The sequence below is a fragment of the Pradoshia sp. Z4_20 genome, assembly GCF_058216035.1.
The window spans coordinates 313,293-330,530 of record NZ_JBZAJD010000002.1; the positions used below are offsets into that span (position 1 = coordinate 313,293).

At 39.0% G+C, this 17,238-nt stretch carries 16 protein-coding genes; all 16 read right to left on the minus strand.

What is annotated here, in order from left to right; translation table 11 throughout:
- Window positions 1–8: 8 nt before the first annotated feature.
- Entirely contained in the window at window positions 9–311 is a 303-nt protein-coding gene (locus tag AC4BHP_RS07465) for a YlxQ family RNA-binding protein (protein ID WP_139891224.1), read from the minus strand.
- Window positions 308–595: an RNase P modulator RnpM gene (gene rnpM / locus AC4BHP_RS07470; protein WP_066102270.1), complete on the minus strand. Its 288-nt coding sequence runs from the start codon at window positions 593–595 to the stop codon at window positions 308–310. The genes AC4BHP_RS07465 and rnpM overlap by 4 nt, the downstream gene beginning before the upstream one ends.
- Window positions 596–614: 19 nt before the next feature.
- Window positions 615–1,751 carry a transcription termination factor NusA gene (gene nusA / locus AC4BHP_RS07475; RefSeq protein WP_490551804.1) on the minus strand — a complete coding sequence of 379 codons (1,137 nt, stop codon included), beginning with the start codon at window positions 1,749–1,751 and terminating at the stop codon, window positions 615–617.
- A 32-nt stretch (window positions 1,752–1,783) separates the two neighbouring features.
- The gene (rimP, locus tag AC4BHP_RS07480; protein ID WP_066100348.1) at window positions 1,784–2,257 is read right to left on the minus strand and encodes a ribosome maturation factor RimP; all 474 of its coding nucleotides are present in this window, start codon (window positions 2,255–2,257) and stop codon (window positions 1,784–1,786) included.
- 154 nt (window positions 2,258–2,411) lie between these two features.
- Window positions 2,412–6,731 (minus strand): PolC-type DNA polymerase III, encoded by a 4,320-nt coding sequence (locus tag AC4BHP_RS07485; protein WP_490552001.1) that lies wholly within the window; start codon window positions 6,729–6,731, stop codon window positions 2,412–2,414.
- A 250-nt stretch (window positions 6,732–6,981) separates the two neighbouring features.
- Window positions 6,982–8,682, minus strand: coding sequence for a proline--tRNA ligase (locus tag AC4BHP_RS07490; RefSeq protein WP_490551805.1), 1,701 nt, complete (start codon window positions 8,680–8,682; stop codon window positions 6,982–6,984).
- Between the two features lie 83 nt (window positions 8,683–8,765).
- Window positions 8,766–10,025 carry an RIP metalloprotease RseP gene (gene rseP / locus AC4BHP_RS07495; protein ID WP_066100352.1) on the minus strand — a complete coding sequence of 420 codons (1,260 nt, stop codon included), beginning with the start codon at window positions 10,023–10,025 and terminating at the stop codon, window positions 8,766–8,768.
- A 17-nt stretch (window positions 10,026–10,042) separates the two neighbouring features.
- Window positions 10,043–11,185 carry a 1-deoxy-D-xylulose-5-phosphate reductoisomerase gene (gene dxr / locus AC4BHP_RS07500; RefSeq protein ID WP_066100355.1) on the minus strand — a complete coding sequence of 381 codons (1,143 nt, stop codon included), beginning with the start codon at window positions 11,183–11,185 and terminating at the stop codon, window positions 10,043–10,045.
- Window positions 11,186–11,221: 36 nt separating this feature from the next.
- Window positions 11,222–12,013, minus strand: a complete 792-nt coding sequence (locus AC4BHP_RS07505) for a phosphatidate cytidylyltransferase (RefSeq protein WP_066100358.1) — start codon at window positions 12,011–12,013, stop codon at window positions 11,222–11,224.
- Window positions 12,014–12,035: 22 nt separating this feature from the next.
- Window positions 12,036–12,809: an undecaprenyl pyrophosphate synthase gene (gene uppS, locus AC4BHP_RS07510; RefSeq protein WP_490551806.1), complete on the minus strand. Its 774-nt coding sequence runs from the start codon at window positions 12,807–12,809 to the stop codon at window positions 12,036–12,038.
- A gap of 269 nt (window positions 12,810–13,078) precedes the next feature.
- On the minus strand, window positions 13,079–13,636 hold the full coding sequence (frr, locus tag AC4BHP_RS07515) for a ribosome recycling factor (RefSeq protein ID WP_490551807.1): 558 nt from the start codon (window positions 13,634–13,636) through the stop codon (window positions 13,079–13,081).
- Entirely contained in the window at window positions 13,636–14,361 is a 726-nt protein-coding gene (gene pyrH, locus AC4BHP_RS07520) for a UMP kinase (protein WP_066100364.1), read from the minus strand. Before pyrH ends, frr begins: the two co-directional genes overlap by 1 nt.
- A 152-nt stretch (window positions 14,362–14,513) precedes the next feature.
- Window positions 14,514–15,398, minus strand: coding sequence for a translation elongation factor Ts (tsf, locus tag AC4BHP_RS07525; RefSeq protein WP_490551808.1), 885 nt, complete (start codon window positions 15,396–15,398; stop codon window positions 14,514–14,516).
- Between the two features lie 131 nt (window positions 15,399–15,529).
- A complete protein-coding gene (rpsB, locus tag AC4BHP_RS07530; protein WP_066100370.1) occupies window positions 15,530–16,294 on the minus strand; it encodes a 30S ribosomal protein S2 in 765 nt (254 codons plus the stop codon).
- Between the two features lie 155 nt (window positions 16,295–16,449).
- Complete coding sequence (locus AC4BHP_RS07535; protein WP_490551809.1) at window positions 16,450–16,980, minus strand: hypothetical protein; 531 nt, start codon at window positions 16,978–16,980, stop codon at window positions 16,450–16,452.
- 9 nt (window positions 16,981–16,989) lie between these two features.
- Entirely contained in the window at window positions 16,990–17,232 is a 243-nt protein-coding gene (locus AC4BHP_RS07540; protein WP_490551810.1) for a hypothetical protein, read from the minus strand.
- Window positions 17,233–17,238 lie beyond the last annotated feature (6 nt).

A 17,238-nucleotide genomic window follows, 5' to 3' on the forward strand; every position in this document is an offset into this window, starting at 1 on the left:
CGAATTAGTTAATCGAGCAAGGAGATTAATTTCTTTGCAAATCCATCATCAAGTACAGCGACTACCACTCTTGAATCCTTGCCTATTGCTTGACCAAGCACGGTTCGGTTTTCAACTCGGCATATCGGTACTTTGTAAAAATGACATTTGTCGGTGATTTTCTTTTCCGTGTTTAAAGAAGCATCTTTTGATAATAAAACTATTTTCGCTCGACGAGAGCGTATTTCTTTTATAACCAATTCTTCCCCGGAAATAACTTTTCTCGCTCGATATGCGAGTCCCAAAAGGGACATCCATTGTTTTTGCATCATGGTCGTGATTTGTTCTCCTTAGCAGCCAGCTTTAAAAGTTCTTCGTATATAGAAGAATCTACATCTGCCTCCAGATGATTAGATAGGCTATTCTTCTTTTTGGCAGCGTTAATGGCTTCCTCAGATAGGCTCAAATAGGCCCCGCGGCCTGATTTCTTGCCGGTCGGATCTATCGAAACCTCTCCTTCCTTGGAGCGAACAATCCGGATCATTTCTTTTTTTGGTTTCATTTCACCGGTGCCGATACATTTTCTCAGCGGTACTTTCTTTCGGTTGTTCACCATTTTCACCTCACCAATAGGATCATTCTTCTGTTTCATCATCGAGTCCGAATGTAAAGCCTTTAAATTCGAGCTCGTCATCATCACTTTCTTCAGTCAGGCGATTAACAGGATAGATTCCCGCTTCACGCGCATCTGTTTCACTCTTAATATCTATCTTCCACCCAGTAAGCTTTGCAGCAAGGCGAGCATTTTGCCCACGTTTACCAATTGCCAGGGAAAGCTGATAGTCAGGTACAATAACTGTTGTTGCTTTCTCTTCTTCATTCACAATGACTTCAAGAACTTTTGAAGGACTTAAAGCATTGGCTACGAAAACAACAGGGTCATCTGACCATTTTACGATATCAATTTTTTCGCCTTTTAGTTCGTTTACAATCGCTTGAACACGTTGGCCTTTAGGACCTACACAAGCACCTACCGGATCCACCTCATGATTATCAGTGTGAACTGATATTTTTGAGCGGTCTCCTGCTTCACGGGCAACAGATTTAATTTCAACTGTTCCGTCAAAAATCTCAGGTACCTCAAGTTCAAATAATCTCTTTAAAAGGCCCGGATGTGTACGTGAAACGAAAATTTGCGGCCCTTTTGAAGTTTTTTCTACTTTTGTTAGAAATACTTTATAACGTTCATGCGGTTGATAGGATTCATTCGGCATCTGCTCGTTGGCTGGAAGCAATGCTTCTGTTTTACCGAGAGCTACATATATATATTTAGAATCACGGCGTTGGACAATTCCAGTCATAATATCTTCTTCACGGTCAATAAATTCATTGTATACAATGCCTCTTTCAGCTTCACGGACACGTTGAGTTACAACTTGCTTAGCTGTTTGAGCTGCGATACGACCAAAGTTTTTTGGTGTAACTTCAAGCTCCAGAACATCTTCTACTTCATAGTTTGGATTGATGCTTTTTGCTTCTTCCAAAGAGATCTCAAGGCGGGAATCAAAAACTTCATCAACAATTTCTTTACGAGCAAATACACGCATGGATCCATTCACCAAATTAAAATCCACACGGACATTTTGAGCCTGGTTAAAATTTCTCTTATAGGCTGATACAAGAGCGGCTTCAATCGCCTCAACGAGCACATCCCTTGAAATTCCTTTTTCCTTTTCTAAAATGGTCAGTGCATCGAGTAATTCATTACTCATTTTACTAATCCCCTCCTTACAATCTTAAACCCTTATGAAAAACTAATCGCTAATCTTGCCTTGGCAATCTTATCATAAGGAATAGTTATTTCCTTTTTACGTGTTTTAATTTTAATTTCGATTATAACGGTGTCACCATCAAAATCTTTTAAGATACCTTCAAACTCTTTTTCATTATCAATCGGTTCATATGTTTTAATATGTACATTTTTACCGACTGCCTTCATAAAATCGCTATCTTTTTTTAATGGGCGTTCAGCACCTGGAGAAGAAACCTCCAGGAAATAGTTATTGGAAATTGGATCTTTTTCATCGAGCTTCTCGCTCAACCTTTCAGAAACAATACCGCATTCTTCAATGTCCACACCGTTTTCCTTATCGATATACACTCTAAGGAACCAGTTTCTGCCCTCTTTTACATACTCTACTTCAACGAGCTCGAGGTTTAATTCTTCGAGGATCGGGGCAGCCATTTCCTCGACAATCTCAGTGACTTTCTTGCTCATGCTTTCACTCCTTTACGTCTATGTAAACGACTGAATATCATCCTAATACAAACGAAAGAGTGGGTTTCCCCACTCTTTAGCACATACGTATCAGCAGTAATTCTTACTTGAATATAACATAAAGAGTTGGTTTTTGCAAATTAGCGATTCTGTATCAGAATAAAGAAAGTTGGTTTTGATCAGGCATATCTCCCAAGCAACCATGATTATCCAAGTATTCTAATATAGTTTTGGAAACTTTGCCTCTTTGCTGCAAATCTTCTTTAGATAAAAATTCGCCGTTTTCTCTAGCTTTCACAATATTGAAAGCCGCATTCGTTCCAAGTCCTGGGATTGCATTGAACGGTGGAATTAAAGTATTTCCGTCAATAATAAATTCATTTGCACTGGATCGATATAAATCAACTTTTTGGAAGCTATATCCGCGCTCACACATTTCAAGTGCTATTTCAAGAACAGTCATCAAGTTTTTCTCTTTAGTAGAGGCTTCGAGACCTTTTTGATTGATTTCATCAATGCGGGAACGAATCATTTCTGATCCTTTCACCATCGCATCAAGGTCAAAATCATCTGCACGAACCGTGAAATAAGCTGCGTAGTACAGGAGTGCATGGTGCACTTTAAAATAGGCAATACGGACAGCCATTAATACATATGCTGCCGCATGGGCTTTCGGGAACATATATTTAATCTTTTTACATGAGCCAATATACCATCCTGGTACATTGTTCTTCAGCATTTCTTCTTCCATTTCCTCGGAGAGCCCTTTCCCCTTACGGACAGACTCCATAATTTTGAAGGCAAGTGATGGATCAAGACCCTGATAAATTAAATACACCATAATATCATCACGACAGCCAATTACCTGGCTTAGATTACAAATATTATCCTGAATCAATTCCTGTGCATTGCCGAGCCACACATCCGTACCGTGTGAGAGCCCGGATATTTGAACAAGCTCTGCAAAAGTGGTTGGCTTAGTATCCTCAAGCATTTGCCTTACAAAACGAGTACCAAATTCCGGTACACCGAGTGTACCTGTTTTGCAATTGATTTGTTCTGCAGTAACACCAAGTACTTCCGGTGTACTGAAAATCTTCATGACTTCAGGATCGTCTGTAGGAATCGTTTTTGGATCTATTCCGCTTAAATCCTGTAGCATCCGGATTACAGTTGGATCATCATGACCCAGAATATCAAGCTTCAAAATATTATCATGGATGGAATGGAAGTCGAAGTGAGTCGTTTTCCATTCAGAGTCACTCGCATCAGCCGGGAACTGGATAGGAGAGAAATCATAAATATCCATATAATCTGGAACTACAATAATTCCGCCCGGATGCTGCCCGGTTGTACGCTTAACCCCTGTACATCCACTTACTAAACGATCTGTTTCTGCTGAACGGAAATGCAGATTATTTTCCTGTGCATATCCTCTAACATATCCATATGCCGTTTTTTCAGCTACCGTACCAATCGTTCCTGCTCGATATACATAATCTTCACCAAACAGAACTTTTGTGTAATTATGAGCCTGCGGCTGATATTCACCTGAGAAGTTTAAGTCAATATCTGGAACTTTGTCTCCCTTGAAGCCAAGGAATGTTTCAAACGGAATATCATGTCCATCTTTCACATAGCTTACAGCGCAGTCCGGACAATCCTTATCTGGAAGGTCAAAACCTGACCCGACCGATCCATCATTAAAGAATTCAGACTTCTTACACTTCGGACATACATAGTGAGGAGGCAATGGATTTACTTCCGTTATTTCAGTCATCGTTGCCACAAAGGATGAACCTACGGAACCACGGGACCCAACCAAGTATCCATCATCAAGTGATTTCTTAACCAGCTTATGCGAAATTAAGTAAATAACCGCAAATCCATGACCAATGATACTCTTCAATTCTTTTTCAAGACGAGCTTCCACAATCTCCGGCAAATTTTCACCGTAAATCATCCGTGCTCTTGTATAGCTCATTTCCCGAATATCCTCTTCGGCACCCTCGATTTTCGGTGTATATAAATCATCTTTAATCGGTTTGATTACATCAATTAAATCGGCAATTTTATTGGTGTTTGTTACAACAATTTCTTTTGCTTTTTCTTGCCCAAGGAACGAGAAGCAATTCATCATCTCATCCGTTGTACGGAAATGTACATCAGGCAAGCTGTGACGATTTAGAGGGTTTGCTCCCCCTTGTGAATTGATTAATATTTTTCGATAGATTTTATCATTTGGATTCAGGTAATGAACATTGCCTGTCGCCACAACTGGTTTGTTTAATTTCTCTCCCAGCTTTACAATATTGGCGATTATAGATTCAAGAGCCTTATCGCTTTGAACCAATTCCATTTCGATAAGAGGAGCGTAAACTTCTTTTGGATGCACCTCAAGATAATCATAGAATTCAGCGACACCCTCTGCCTCTTCAAATGATTTTTGCATCATATTTTCAAATACTTCGCCGCGATCACAGCCGGATCCAACCAAAATCCCTTCTCGATATTGCATAAGGACGGATCTTGGAATCCTTGGGACACGGTAAAAATAATCAATATGAGCAATGGAAACAAGCTTAAATAAATTCTTTAAGCCTTCCTGTGTTTGCGCGAGTAATGTGCAATGATACGGACGCGCTCTCTGGAATGCTTTCCCTTTTCCCATATTGTCATTTAATTGATTATGATTCGTAATGCCTTTTTCATTAGCATCCTTTAACATTTTCATTAACAAATGACCGGTCGTTTCAGCATCATAAATCGCACGGTGATGCTGAACAAGCTCTACATCAAATTTTTTCGCCAAATTGTTCAGGCGGTGATTTTTCATATCCGGATAGAGGAAACGAGCCAGCTCCAGTGTATCTATGACCGGGTTGGTAGCTTTACCAAAACCGAGCTTTTTATAACCCATATTCAAGAAGCCCATATCAAAGCTCGCGTTATGCGCAACAAAAATTGCATCCTCAGACCAATCCCTGAACTTCGTCAAAACTTCATCGACTTCAGGGGCATTCTCTACAAGGTCATCCGTAATCCCTGTTAAATTAATGGTTGTAGAAGATAATTTATGATGTGGATTGGCAAAAGACTCAAAGCGATCTATAATCTCACCATTTCTCATCTTAACTGCCGCAAGCTCGATAATGGTGTCATATATGGCAGAAAGTCCTGTTGTTTCCACGTCAAATACAACATAAGTGCTTTCTTCCAAATTTAAATCTGCCGTATTGTAAGCAATCGGCACACCATCATCCACTAAATTTACTTCTACGCCATATAAGATTTTAATATTATTTTTCTTTCCGGCAGCGTAAGCCTCAGGGAATGACTGTGCGACCGCATGGTCTGTTATAGCAATCGCTTTATGTCCCCACTTAGCTGCCTGGGACACTAGTGTAGAGACCGGTGTAACAGCGTCCATTTGGCTCATTGGTGTATGCAAATGTAATTCAACACGCTTTTCATCTTCAGGGGCTGTATCCTTACGATTTTTACCTGCTATTTCATTAATATCATTTGCAATCATTACTAAGTCACGGACGAATGTATCATTTTGTACACTTCCCTGTACACGTACCCACATACCTTTTTTCACACGTGCCAATTGGCTTGCATCTTCTCTGTCGCGTGAGAACATTTTAACAAGAATGCTATTTGTATAATCCGTAATTTTAAAGGTTAATAAGGTGCGTCCGCTCTTTAACTCTCTTGTTTCAGCATCAAAGACATATCCTTCAACGGCAATACGACGTTCTTCTTCAACAATCTCATCAAGTGTCTTAAAGTCAGCATCCGGCTTGATTTTGTACCCGATAACCAATGGACCTTCAGGTACTCCGCCATCATCCTTTGCCTCTGCGGCCTTCTTCATATCCTGAACAGCCTGCAGAGCTTTTTCTTCATCTTCTATTTGCTTTTGCTTTTTGAATGTCTCCATTGCCTCACTGTATGCATCTTTATCTACAATGGCATCGAGCTGCAATGGCGGAAAACCAAAACGCTGATAAACTTCTGAAATTAAGCCGGTATATTTCCGTTTAAGCTGGCCAGCCTCTGCATCGTTACGAGCAGTTACAATCAGCTTATTCCCTTCAACCTTTGGAACTTGTCCATGCAATAATTCCAGAATTGCCGGAGAAATTCCATCGATTTCGCTAATACAGTTTTTCCAATAATCCGTAATCAATTCATTCGTAATGAGTGGATTCCTAACCTCAACCGAATACCCGACAGTGGCTATTGGAGAAAAGACCTGCATTAATTGTGTCGTAAATCTGGTCCAAATACTGCAAGGAATTATATGTTCAAATCTGAAAAAGAAATGCCATTTGCGGGCAACTTTTTCAATGATTACTTTATCAATTTCCGCATTGGAAAAATGCACAACAACCGCATCTTCCGTCAGCTGAAGTTGCTGGAGCAACGTTCTGAATTTATCTTGTTTAATACGAGAATTTTCTTCCATTTCTATCTCTCCCAAACGTCATTCTCCTTTTCCGTCTTGTAATTATAACACAACTCTTTTTTATTCAAATCCCTTCTTGCAAAGATTAATGCTTTTATCAATTCAGAAAACACCTTTAGCCATACTTATTAAAGACCGGTATTGGGAGTAAAAAGCATAATCCAAACCTTAAAACAACTTATCAAAAAAAATTTAGCACGTAAAAAACAAGCTCTCCCCATTGCAAAAGGGAGAGCTTGTACTTAATATTTTACAGGATTTCTTTTAATCGATCAGCAAGATCAGTAACAGGCACTTCAAAACTTTCCCCTGTTCGTCTCACTTTAACTTCTACGATTCCTTCGGCAGCTTTTTTACCAACCGTTACTCGAACAGGTAGACCAATTAAATCAGAATCAGCAAATTTAACACCTGCACGTTCATTACGGTCATCCATTAATACATCATATCCAGCTTGCATAAGCTCGTCATATAATTTCTCACCTAGATTCCGCTGATTTTCATCCTTCATATTAACCGGAATAAGATGCACTTGATATGGAGCAATATTAGCAGGCCACATCAAGCCTTTTTCATCATTAAATTGCTCAGCAATCGCCGCAACGGTTCTGGATACTCCAATTCCATAGCACCCCATAATCATCGGCTGACTGCGACCATTTTCATCCAAGTACGTACCGTTCATTGCTTCACTGTATCGTGTTCCTAACTTAAATACATGACCCACTTCTATTCCTTTAGCAAACTGAATGGTGCCTTTTCCATCTGGCGAAGCATCACCAGCCTGTATAAAACGAAGATCTTCATATTTCACATTAGAAAAATCACGGTCAGGATTTACATTAATGTAATGTACCCCTTCTTCATTGGCTCCACACACCGCATTTTCCAAAACTTCAACAGCGAAATCAGCAATAATTGTCACGCGGTTTTCGTCCACTCCAATTGGTCCAATAGAACCAACGCTGCAATTCAGTATATCCTTTGTCTCCTCCGGACTTGCAGGTTCAACGATTGTAGCATTAAAGATATTTTTTAGTTTAATATCATTTAATTCATGATCTCCTCTGATCAATACAAGCACGAACTGATCGTCCACTTTCCAAAGAAGTGATTTAATACACTTATCATTAGTTGTATTTAAATATCTTGATACTTCTTCGATTGTTTTTTGATCAGGTGTTGATACTTTAGTCAGTTCTTTAAGCTCTTCACCAGTTTTTACAGCCGTGTTAACAACAGGCGCCATTTCAATATTAGCTGCAAAGTCAGATGTATCCGAATAAGCGATTGTGTCCTCACCTATTTCAGAAAGCACCATAAATTCATGTGTATCTTTTCCGCCCATAGCTCCTGAATCTGCTATAACCGCTCTGAAATCAAGCCCGCAACGGCTGAAAATATTGGAATAGGCTGTAAAGATACGATCATACACTTCATCCAGGCTTTCCTGGCTGGAATGGAATGAATACGCATCCTTCATAATAAATTCACGGCCGCGAAGCAAACCGAAACGGGGACGCTTCTCATCGCGGAATTTTGTTTGAATTTGATAAAGAGTTAGAGGTAAACGCTTGTATGATTTCACCTCATCACGAAGTAAGCTTGTAATGACTTCTTCATGGGTTGGTCCCATTGCAAATTCACGATTATGGCGGTCATTCATTCTCATTAACTCAGGACCATAAGAATACCATCTGCCGGATTCCTGCCATAGCTCTGCCTGCTGCAGTGTCGGCATTAGTAATTCTACCGCCCCTGCGCGCTCCATTTCTTCTCGAATAATTTTTTCAACATTTTGAATTACTTTTAAACCAAGTGGAAGATAACTATATATTCCACTTGCATTTTGGCGCATAAATCCGGCACGAAGCAATAATTGATGACTTTTTACTTCAGCGTCTGATGGCACCTCTCTTAATGTTGGAATCATCGTCATACTTTGTCTCATATCTATTCACCTTTCTATCCAAATCACTTTACTTAATGTATAGCAGGAGCTTAACACGTGTTTAACCCCTGCTACTGACTATTTTAAAAGAAAAATCGCTGTATATCATTCCAGGTGACGACGATCATTAATAGCATCAATAAGGCAAATCCAATAAAATGGAACATACCTTCCTTTTGCTTATCAACCGGTTTCCCTCTAATTGCTTCAATTGCAAAGAATAACAGCCTTCCTCCATCCAACGCGGGCAACGGCAAGAGATTCATAATCCCAAGGTTAATACTTAAGACCCCTGCCCATTTTATCAAGTAAAAAATACCTGATTTTGCTACCTCTTCTGTGGAAACATATATACCCACAGGACCCGATAATGCATCTATGGAGAATCCTCCTGTGATTAAATCACCAAGTACAATGAAAATTTGTTTAGTCCATAAATACGTTTCCGTAAATCCATAACCAATCGCTTTGATAAAGGATTTCTCCGTCGGAGCATAGACCCCTATGATTCCCCGTTTGCCGGCTGAATCATCCACCAATTTAGGTGTGACATTTATCTCCTTATTTTGGCCATCACGTTCAACCTCAAAAGTCAGTTGATTATTGGCATTCTTTTGAATAGTTGATTGAATATCACTCCATGAATCAACTTTTTCGCCATTAATGGAGTGTACGATATCTCCTGCCTTAAGGCCAGAGCTAATAGCAGGTCCATCTTCTGTCAGTTTGCCAAGCTTCGGCTCATCCACCACAACACCTTGGGCAATCCCAATAATCATGAATAACAGAGCCGCTAAAACAAAATTCATCATCGGTCCCGCAAAGATTGCCATCGCTCTTTGTGGTAATGTTTTAGAATTAAACTGGCGGTCATATGGTGCAATTTGAAGCTCAAGGCCATCTTCTACCATTACCGCTTTTGGATGAACCTTAAAGGTTTGGATAGTTTCATCATTTCCATCTTCATATCCACGGATGATTAACTGATGATCCAAATCCGCTTGTTCCACTTCAATAATTCTTGCTTCAGGATATTTATCCTTGTTAGTGACAATGATTTTGTTAATTTCCTGATTTTCGTTAAATAGTACCCCAATTCGGTAGCCTGGTTTCAACTCAACTGTTTCTGCGTCTTCACCAGCCATCCGTACAAAGCCTCCTAGCGGAAGTAAACGAATGGTATAGACCGTTTCATTCTTTTTTATGGTGAAGATTTTCGGACCCATACCGATGGCAAACTCTCGACAGAGTATACCAGCTCTTTTTGCAAAGATTAAGTGGCCTAATTCATGAAAAAACACTAATCCTCCAAAAATAAGTATAAACGCTAATATTGTTTCCACTTAATCGACCATCCCTTTTAATATAGTGACTCGATATACCTTCTTGTCTCCTGATCGACTTCCTGTATAGTCTCGAGTTCAGGATTTTTGATTAGCTGATGACGCTCCATAGCTTTTTCCACCAGTGCCTCAATTTCCAAGAATGGAATCTTGCCCTGTAAGAACAATTCGACAGCCACCTCATTGGCAGCATTTAAAACAGTCGGCATTGATCCGCCAATTCTTCCGGCATTATAAGCGTATTGTAAACATGGATAGCGGTCAAAGTCCATCTTTTTAAAATGTAAAGTTGCCGCTTCTGCTAAATTAAGTCTCTTTGAAGAGATAAGCGGTAACCGATCCGGATAAGAAAGAGCATATTGGATAGGAACACGCATATCTGGGGTCCCTAGCTGTGCCATCACACTTGAATCGTGGAATTCCACCATGGAATGGATGATGCTTTCCTGGTGCAATAGGACATCAATCTGGTCATATGGCAAATTAAACAGCCAATGGGCTTCAATCACTTCAAGTCCCTTATTCATCATTGTGGCAGAATCTATTGTTATTTTTGCGCCCATGGACCAATTAGGATGATTGAGTGCATCCTTTACTGTAACATTCTTTAACTCATCTCTTGTTCGGTCTCTGAAGCTTCCGCCAGATGCTGTGATAATCAAGCGTTCAATATTTTTAGCCTTTTCACCCTGTAATGCCTGGAATATAGCAGAATGCTCACTGTCAACCGGTAGTATAGGCGTTTGAAACCTCTTGGCAGCCTCCATAACTAAATGTCCGGCTGTCACCAATGTTTCCTTATTAGCAAGGGCAATTTGTTTACCAGCTTCCATTGCCTGCATGGTAGGAATTAAACCAATGCTTCCCATCACGGCATTCACTACAATATCTCCATTTACATAAGTAGCTGCCTCTATTAAGCCGTCATGTCCGTATACAATTTTCTTACCCGGATATTCCGTCTTCAGTCTTTCTGCATCTTCTTTTAGCTGTACACAAATCAGCTCGGGCTGGAATTCCTGAATGATTTTCCGAATTCCGTCCACATTTCTTCCGCCTGAAACAGCTGTTAATTTAAATTCCTCTGGATGATTGCGTACAATATCTATCGTTTGCATACCGATAGACCCTGTAGCCCCTAATAAAATGATCCTTTTCAAATTAAAGCTCCTCCCCCAGCAATTGTATAGTTACGTTTAAAAAATGAAGAAATGCAATATGGGAAGAATAAAAATCAAACTATCAAATCTGTCCAAAATTCCTCCATGTCCCGGTAAGATATTACCGGAATCCTTAACACCATAATGCCTTTTATATGCAGATTGTACAAGATCACCCAACTGCCCAAAAATCGAAATTAATAATGCCATTATAATCAGCTTACTTATATTGTAGTCCAAATTAGAGAAAAAATAGAACAGAATTGCAACAACTAATGCACTTCCAACTCCACCAAGGAATCCTTCTACAGTTTTATTTGGACTGATTTCCGGCCATAGCTTACGTTTTCCTATAGATCGCCCTACAAAATAGGCACCTGAATCAGTAACCCATATCGTAATTAATACAAAAAGTATTGTTAAGAGGCCGTTTTCAACATCTCTTGTCCCAAAAAAGTAATAAAAAGCTACACCTATGTATAGAGAAGACAACAATAGAAAAGCCGCATCATCAAACGTAAAAGCATTTTTAGAAATTACCGTAATCACTAATAACAAAAATGCAATGATAATAACTATATCCATTTTATCGTATTGAATCATATCAAAGAAACTACTGTAACGATCAGGTATCAATAAAACCCATACTAATAAAAACGATAGTAACGATGATATCGTCATTAGCGGCATTTTCTTCATCTTAAGTAGTTCATATAATCCAATTGTCGCCATCGCATAGATTAAAATAAGAAACGGAATATTTCCATAAATTAATATCGGTAAAAATAATGCAATCGCGACTATCGCAGTAATGATTCTTTGTTTCATCCTAAAACCCCTGCCTTCCTCATTATACGCCGCCGTATCTTCTCGATCTGCCTTGGAATTCTTCAATCGCATTGAGCAATTCATGGTCATTGAAGTCCGGCCACAATACATCTGTAAAATAAAACTCCGTATAGGCTAATTGCCATAACATAAAGTTGCTTAGTCGAATTTCGCCGCTCGTTCTGATTAATAAGTCCGGATCCATCAGCTGATTGGTCATCAAATACTCAGAGAATCGTTCTTCTGTCAAATCGCTTTCTTCCAAACGACCATCTTTCATATCAGCTGCAGCTTTTTTTACACCTTCGAGGATTTCTGCACGGCTTCCATAATTAAGAGCGAAATTTAAAATTAGACCATCATTATCTTTAGTTTGATCTAATGCTGTAGTGACTGCATTGACAGTATGCAAAGGCAGCCTCTTTTGATCACCCATAATTTGCACCTTAACATTTTCCTCCATTAATTCCGGCAAAAACGTTCCTAGAAATTCTTCGGGTAATTTTAACAAATAATCTACTTCATCTTTTGGACGTTTCCAATTCTCAGTAGAAAAGGCATAAACCGTTAACACCTTAACTCCCAATTCATTAGCTAATTTAGTCGTTTTACGCACGACCTTCATACCCTCATGATGTCCCGCTACTCTTGGCAGTGCTCTTTTTCTTGCCCACCGGCCATTCCCATCCATAATAATGGCAATATGGTCTGGTATTTTATTTTGTTTTACCTTTTCTATTCTTTCTGGTATAGAATACTGTTTCCCTTTTTTCTTAACTATCTTCCATCCAAACATTATTTTTCCTCCAAAAGGAATTAATCTTCCCTGCTTATGTATATTTGATCATTTAGCCTTAGTACAAATTCCATAACCTATCATACCACATTTAATTGTCACAAACATTTCTGTTTGTATGTTTGTTTCCTGGCAGCTTTATGGATTTCTAACAGTTAACCTTTTTAGACACACTGTATGATTCTGTTATTAAATAATTTCGTCACCTAATACGTACTAGGTGTAACAAAAAAACCCCTTTAGATAAAAGGGGCTTTATGATATAAAAATCAAACTTCCATGATTTCCTTTTCTTTATCTTTAGCAAGAGCATCGATTTTCGCGATATGATCATCCGTCATTTTTTGAACGTCATCAGAATATCCACGAAGTGCATCTTCTGTAATTTCCCCGTTTTTCTCTAGCTTTTTAAGGTCATCATTACCATCACGGCGTACATTACGAATCGCAACTTTCGCTTCTTCAGCTTCCTTCTTCACTTGTTTAACAAGGTCACGACGACGTTCTTCGGTTAGTGCAGGAACACTTAAACGAATAATATTACCATCGTTCACTGGGTTAAGTCCAAGATCAGATTTCAGAATTGCCTTTTCAATATCACCAAGAATAGTTTTGTCATAAGGTGTAATAACCAGCATACGAGCTTCCGGAACGTTGATTGACCCAAGCTGATTTACAGGTGTAAGTGCTCCATAATAATTTACAGTCAATCTGTCTAAAAGGGATGCACTAGCACGACCTGCACGGATAGAGGCTAATTCTCTGGAGAATGCCTGAATTCCTTTATTCATCTTTTCCTTCGTATTGTCTATAACTTGTTTTGCCATTATTCTTTCCCCCTAACAATAGTACCTATAGTTTCACCCATAACGGCACGTTTAATATTTCCTTCTTCCATTATTGAGAAGACAATTAGTGGAATGTCATTATCCATACATAAAGATGATGCTGTGGAGTCCATTACAGATAAACCATCCTTAATTAAATCAAGATAAGAAAGTTTATCATATTTAACGGCAGTGCTATCTAATACAGGGTCTGCACTATATACACCATCAACATTATTTTTACCCATAAGAATGACATCTGCTTCTATTTCGGCAGCCCGTAAAGCTGCTGTCGTATCTGTAGAGAAATACGGATTTCCAGTACCTGCAGCAAAGATAACCACTCGTGTTTTCTCTAAATGACGGATTGCTCTGCGACGGATATACGGCTCAGCCACTTGTCTCATTTCAATAGATGTTTGGACACGAGTCTCAATCCCTTGTTGTTCCAAACTATCCTGAAGCGCAAGTGAATTCATGACTGTTGCAAGCATTCCCATATAATCGGCAGTTGCACGGTCCATTCCAAGTTCACTGCCTGTTTTGCCGCGCCAAATATTTCCGCCGCCAACCACTACTGCGACTTCTACACCAAGCTCCGCAACTTCTTTCACTTGTTTAGCAACTGAAAAAATTATGGTTGGGTCAATCCCAAATCCTTGAGCACCGGCAAGTGCCTCTCCACTTAACTTTAATACAACTCTTTTATACTTTACGCTGCTCATAGTAACCTCCACCGTCATTAGTTATCGATCTATCGCAAGCTTTAATAGTCAATATCCTCATCTAATACTCTGTTTATTTTAAGGAAATGTATTCTTGAAAAATAGGGAACACAACGTGTCCCCTATTTTTATGCTATACACATGTAATTAGATTAGTCTTTTTTAATTTGGCTCATTACTTCTTCAGCGAAGTTATCTTGTTTCTTCTCGATACCTTCTCCTACTTCGTAACGTACGAACTCAACGATTGTAGCGCCATTAGCTTGTACAAATTGACCAACTTTTTGGTCTGGATTTTTAACGAATGTTTGATCCAGTACACAAATTTCTTCAAAATATTTACCTAGACGGCCTTCAACCATTTTCGCAACGATTTTTTCAGGTTTTCCTTCGTTTAATGCTTGTTGTGTTAGAACTTGACGCTCATGTTCAACTTCTTCAGCAGTAACTTGGTCACGTGATACATATTTAGGGTTTAAAGCAGCGATGTGCATAGAAACATCTTTCGCAACCGCTTCTTCAGTTGTACCTTCAACGATAGTTAATACGCTGATACGTCCGCCTTGGTGGATGTAAGCTCCGAAAGCTCCGTTTTCAGGTTTTGTTTTGATTTCAAAACGACGAAGAGTGATGCGCTCACCAATTTTTGCAATAGCAGCATTGATGTGGTCAGCTACAGTTGCACCGTTAGTCATTGTTTGAGTTAAAGCTTCCTCAACATTTGCAGGTGCGTTTGTTAAAAGATGTGCAGCCAATTCTTTTACAAGAGTTTGGAATGCTTCATTTTTAGCAACGAAATCTGTTTCAGCATTTACTTCAAGGATAACTGCTTTATCGCCTTCAACAACGATAGAAGTTAAACCTTCAGCAGCAATACGATCGCCTTTTTTAGCCGCTTTCGCAATACCTTTTTCACGAAGGTAATCGATTGCTTTATCCATGTCACCGCTTGTTTCTTGTAGTGCTTTTTTGCAGTCCATCATACCTGCACCAGTTTTTTCACGTAATTCTTTAACCATTTGAGCAGTAATAGCCATTTGGTCTTCCTCCTTTATATCATCCGATAAAATCAGTATGTAGCAGTGTGCGAATCCGTATACACCACTCTATTTTATTTCAAAAAAAGGTGATAAAAGGCACTGTCCTCTTATCACCTTTAAAAAATCAATTAAGCATTTTCAACTGTAGTTGCTTCTTCTGCTTCAACAGTTTCTTCAACTACTGTTTCTTCTGCAACTGGAGCTGTTTCTTCACCTTGTTTACCTTCAAGGATAGCATCAGCCATTTTACCAGTTAGCAATTTAACAGCACGGATTGCATCATCGTTTGCTGGGATTACATAATCGATTTCATCCGGATCACAGTTTGTATCAACGATACCTACGATTGGAATATTCAATTTATGAGCTTCCGCAACAGCGATACGCTCTTTACGTGGGTCAATGATGAACAATGCATCAGGGATTTGTTTCATATCCTTGATACCGCCTAAGAATTTTTCAAGACGTTCTTGTTCTTTTTTCAATTGAATAACTTCTTTTTTAGGAAGAACTTCAAATGTTCCGTTTTCTTCCATTTTTTCGATTTCTTTAAGACGTGCAATACGTTTTTGAATTGTTACGAAGTTTGTTAATGTACCACCTAACCAACGTTGGTTAACATAGTACATACCAGCACGGCCAGCTTCTTCTTTTACAGAATCTTGAGCTTGCTTTTTAGTACCAACGAAAAGCATAGTACCGCCATCAGCAGCCAAGTCTCTTACGAAGTTGTAAGCTTCTTCTACTTTTTTAACCGTTTTTTGAAGGTCAATAATGTAGATACCATTACGCTCCGTGAAAATATATTTTTTCATTTTTGGGTTCCAACGACGAGTTTGGTGCCCGAAGTGTACACCTGCTTCAAGCAGTTGTTTCATTGAAATTACAGACATGTTTGTTCCTCCTATGTTTTGTTTTTCCTCCGCTCAAATCATTTTCAGGCTGAAACTGTAGGTTTACAGCACGATCAGTCCAAATCCTCAAGCGTGTGTATTAACACCATGTCATAATATAGCATAATCTTAGCATACAATCAAGTCTTTTCACTTTACTTTTGATTTAATTTAAATAAAAGGTCAATTTCTGTTTTGCCACGGCCCATTTTTTTTGCAATTTCCTCAATTGTTTTCCCTTGATTCTTCATATTCTGGGCCTCAGCCAATATAGGGACTTGTTCTAAATCTTGGTCGATAACATCTGATTCCGTTTTTTCTTCCTTAAGATGATTCATAACGGATTGCCGGCTCGTATTTTCGTAGGCATTCCGTGCACTCTGCTGTCTATATCCATTTGGTAACCCTGTCATAGTGTGATCTATTTTCTCTTCTTGATCAGATAGCTTTCGAGGTCCTTCAGTGCGTGATATCTTACCAGTATCACCCACAAACAACTGTTTAACTTTTTCGTTTTCTTCCTTCATTTCAATTATAAATGTATGTATTATTTCCTCTACCTCTTTTGTATATTCTTTATAATCCTTCTGAAATTGAATTAGACGATTCTGCCTCAAATAAAGGATAACAATTGCTAAAACAGCCACCATATTGACCATGATGCTTACGATAAGTATAAATGTCATCTTGTCCCTCTATCCCGAAAAATCTATTTTCTTCCCCTTATAGGGATGGATTTCTGCTTGCGAAAAGGCAGAATGATTCTTAATAGATTCATCATTCCGCCGCCGTTTTTCCTGCTGCCTGCCCTTGGAATGATTATTCCAATCTACCGAGCTATTCTTTTCCTGCCTAAGCACGTTTTCATTTTTCGCTCTAGTACTCTTTTTCTCCTGTTCGGAAGCATGCTCAATCAGTTGTTGACTACGATTCTGCAACAGCTC